At 72.1% G+C, this 3,197-nt stretch carries 2 protein-coding genes and 1 pseudogene; all 3 read right to left on the bottom strand.

The features are described 5' to 3' along the window. Window positions 1-546: pseudogene (locus G3N92_RS32385) on the bottom strand (type VI secretion system ATPase TssH); the annotation flags it as partial. Window positions 547-691: 145 nt separating this feature from the next. Continuing rightward, window positions 692-1,744 carry a type VI secretion system baseplate subunit TssG gene (tssG, locus tag G3N92_RS32380; protein WP_206131606.1) on the bottom strand — a complete coding sequence of 351 codons (1,053 nt, stop codon included), beginning with the start codon at window positions 1,742-1,744 and terminating at the stop codon, window positions 692-694. Then, a complete protein-coding gene (gene tssF / locus G3N92_RS32375) occupies window positions 1,708-3,018 on the bottom strand; it encodes a type VI secretion system baseplate subunit TssF (protein WP_346778330.1) in 1,311 nt (436 codons plus the stop codon). The genes tssG and tssF overlap by 37 nt, the downstream gene beginning before the upstream one ends. Window positions 3,019-3,197 lie beyond the last annotated feature (179 nt).

The raw sequence follows: 3,197 nt of genomic DNA, 5'->3' as shown, positions 1-3,197 counted from the left end.
GAGCGCGCCGCTGGCGTCGCCGGGCGCAGCGGCCTCGGCGCGAAAGCCGTCGGTGGCGGGCAGCCGGTCTTCCGGCGAGCCGGCCACGATCTTCGCGAAATCGTCGGCCAGCGCCTCGGGCCTGAGCTTCGCGAATTCCGCCGACAGCGCCTGCAACGCATGGCGCAGGTGGCGCGTGCGCAGCAGCCCCACCAGCAGATAGCCGGTGCGCACCTGCGATTCGCCGAACATCAGCGTGGTGAACACCCAGCCGCGCTCCACGGCCTCCTCCACGTCGGCCGACAGATCGGAGATCGACGTGCTGCCGCGCGGCAGCCGCTCCAGCGCGGCGGTCAAATCGCGCGCCAGGTTCGACGGATTCACGTCGAAGTGCCGGACGATGCGATGCAGATCCGAATCCTGCCATTGCAGGATCTGATGCAGCCAGTGCACCAGTTCGACGTTCGGGTTGCCGCGCAGCTTGCAGAACACGGTGGCGCTCTCGATCCCGCGGTAAGCCAGCGCATTGAGCTTGCCGAACAAGGCGCCGCGACTGATTTCGGCCATGATCCTTCCTGTAGACGATGAGGCGGCCGCTCGGCGGCCACCGGTTCAAAGTGAGAAGCGCCGGCCGCGCCGTGCTTCACTGCATGCTTCACTGTCTGCTTCACTGCGTTGCTTGCCGCGCTCCGCCGGGGGGCGCGGCCCGGCGCTAGTCGACGGGCGTCAGCATCACGTCGTCGGCGTCGGCCGGCTTCGGATAGCGGCCCATCCAGGAGCTGAAGCCCATTCGCCCGGCGCGGCCCAGGTGCATGCCCGGCACCGCCTCCTTCTTCAGCACCAGTTGCACGTCCCAGCCCTTCTCGCCGCCCGCGTAGAGCCGCACGGCCGCCACCAGCGCGTCGAGCGCGTCGCCGCCGGGCAGGAAGCGGTTGAACTGGTTCAGGCTCAGCGGCCCGATGCGCAGCCGGAACCGGTGCTGTGCGCCGCGCACCTGCGCGCCGAGCGTGGCGTTGCGGCCCATCTGCGCCATCGTGCCGCCCATGCGCAAGTGCGCCTCCGGCGGCAGCGCCATCCAGCCCACCACGAATTCCTCCACCGCCACCGGCACCTCGAAGTAGTGTTCGAGCAAGCCCTTGAGGCCCTCGGCGTTGCGCGCCTGCGGCACCAGCCGCCCGACGAAGAACCGCTTGTACGCGTCGGGCAGCGCGTCGCGCGCATCCAGTTGCGGCGTGCCGATGCCGATCAGCGCGCCGATCCAGGTGCGGAACCGGTCCTGCGCCGGGCGGTCGAGCTGCACGGTCGGCTGGGCGTCAGCCCAGGCGCGGTAGAACAGGCTCAGCATCCGGTGATGAAACAGGTCGGCGAACGCCACCAGCGTCGGATCGCGCGCGTTGCGCTGCCGGTCGACGGCGTGCTCGGTCAGGTGCAGCGGCAGCGGCCCGTTCGGCCCGAACAGCCCGAGGAACAGCCCGTGCAGCCGCCCCGGCTCGCCGTTCGCGCCGGGCTCGAAGCGCTCGATGCTGCGCGCCGGGAATTCGAGCGAGGCGGCATGCGCGAGCCGCACCGGATCGTCGGCCGGCTTGGTCGAATGGCCGAAGCGCGGCTGCGCCGGATACGCGCATTCGAGCCGCCGCATCGCCTCGAAGAATTCGAAGTCGAACGGGCGCGCCGCGAGCGCCGCTTCGAGCTCGGTGGCCTTGCCGGCGCGGGCGCCGACGTCGCCCGTCACAGAATCGGACGCTTGCCGGGCATCGCGGGCCATCGGGCTACCTCGTTGCGTTCGAAGGTGCGCAGCGCCGTTTCGGTGAACGAATTCAGCGAGACGTAGCGCGCGAAGAAGTGCTGGAGCACCGAGCCGAGCAGGAACGCGCTGCCGCCCTCGAACGCGGCGTCGGCGCAGGTCAGCGTGATCTCGAGCCCGCGCCCGTAGGTGATCGGCCCCGGCACCGGAATGCGGCGCGTGGCGGGCCGCGCGACCACCTGCTTGATGCCCTCGATCTGGCGGCGCGCGGCCGCGTCGAACTCGTCGTGATACAGGCCGAGCATCTCGCGCAGCGCGGCCGCGCCCTGCTCGCCGTCCTCGCCGAGCAGCGACAGGTAGTTCAGCTGCAGATGGCTGATCAGCCGCCAGGCGGTATCGCCCGTCGCGGTGGGTGCGCGCGGCCGGGTCGGGCCGGCCACGCAGCGGATCGACGCGACCGGCGCATCGGTGTCCAGCGTGAAATCGGTGTACGACTTGCCCACCGGCATGTGCAGCGGCAGATCGCGGTTGGTGCACAGCACGCGCAGGCCGAGCTGGCGCAGCGAGGTGGCGTACGGGGCGTCGTTGGCGTCGACCAGCGCGATGAACGTCTCGCTGCCCACGTAGCTCGACCGCGCGCCCTTCTCCTTCTGGCGGCTCGACAGCAGGCGCGGCTCGCGGCGCAGCGTATGGAACGCGGCCTGCCCGCCGTGCCAGGTGCGCGCGTTGCCGCCGTAGAACGGCAGGAAACTCTGCTCGGGCTCCTGACGATCGCCGTAGCCCTGCACGTCGAGCACGCTGTGCACCTCGAAATCCATCGGCCGCGTGCGGTCGCCGAGCACGTGATATTCGGTCTTGCCGGCTTGCAGGTGGATGCGGTCCGCGCGCCGTTCGAACAGGTTCACGGCCGGCGTGCAGAACAGACGGAAATTGCCCGCGTCGATCGCGTTGTGCAAGCGCGGCACGCTGCGGTCGAGCCACACGACGATCTCGAACGCGTTGCCGCGCGCGCGCGACAGCAGCGCGCGCAGCCCGGTGAACTCGACGAAGCGGAAGCGCTCCGGGCACGCGAAATACTCCTGCAGCAGCCGGTAGCCGCTGAACGAGCGGTCGCCGTACGGCAGCATGCCTTCGTGCTCGTCGAAGCCGAGCGGGCGCAGCGCCGCGGCGTCGTGATGATCGGCAAGCCACTCGCCTTCGCCGGACGCCGCGGTGCGCACCGTGTAGCCCGCGCAGTTCGCCAGCAGTTGCTCGTGGATCAGGCCCGGCAGTTCGTCGGCGCCGGCCAGGTACACCGGCAGCCGGTCGAGCCCCCCCCCCCCCCCCCCCCCCCCCCCCCCCCCCCCCCACCCCCCCCCCCCCCCCCCCCCCCCCCCCCCCCCCCCCCCCCCCCCCCCCCCCCCCCCCCCCCCCCCCCCCCCCCCCCCCCCCCCCCCCCCCCCCCCCCCCCCCCCCCCCCCCCCCCCCCCCCCCC

It is taken from the genome of Burkholderia sp. Ac-20379 (assembly GCF_017104645.1).
Classification (GTDB): domain Bacteria; phylum Pseudomonadota; class Gammaproteobacteria; order Burkholderiales; family Burkholderiaceae; genus Burkholderia.
This window is presented reverse-complemented; position numbering and strand designations above follow the sequence as displayed.